This is a genomic window from Streptomyces apocyni, assembly GCF_009739465.1.
GTDB lineage: Bacteria > Actinomycetota > Actinomycetes > Streptomycetales > Streptomycetaceae > Streptomyces > Streptomyces apocyni.
This window is the reverse complement of sequence record NZ_WHOM01000026.1, coordinates 1-358: the sequence shown is the minus strand read 5'-3', so window position 1 is coordinate 358 and position 358 is coordinate 1. Positions and strand designations below refer to the sequence as shown.

Sequence of the window (358 nt, the reverse complement as noted above, 5' to 3'; positions counted from 1 at the left end):
TACTCTCCCTCACCGACGCGGCCCACCTCGTCACCACCCGCGGCCGCCTGATGCAAGCCGCCCGCACCGACGGCGCGATGATCGCCATCCAGGCGAGCGAGGAGGAGATGGCCACCTCCCTCACCGCCCAGCACGGCGGCGACAGCACCGCCAGTGCCGTCACCATCGCCGCCGTCAACTCCCCCACCTCCCTCGTCATCAGCGGCGACGCCCAGGCGGCTCAGCGCATCGCCGACTTCTGGGACGCCCAGGGACGCAAGGTCAAGCACCTCACCGTCTCGCACGCCTTCCACTCCCCCCACATGGACGAGGTACTCGACGAGTTCCACGACATAGCCGCCCAACTCACCTTCAACGA

General features: G+C 68.7%; 1 protein-coding gene. It reads left to right on the top strand.

The window, feature by feature from the left end:
- Nucleotides 1-358 (top strand): acyltransferase domain-containing protein (locus GCN81_RS00105; protein WP_156721314.1); only part of this gene is annotated, 358 nt, incomplete at both ends.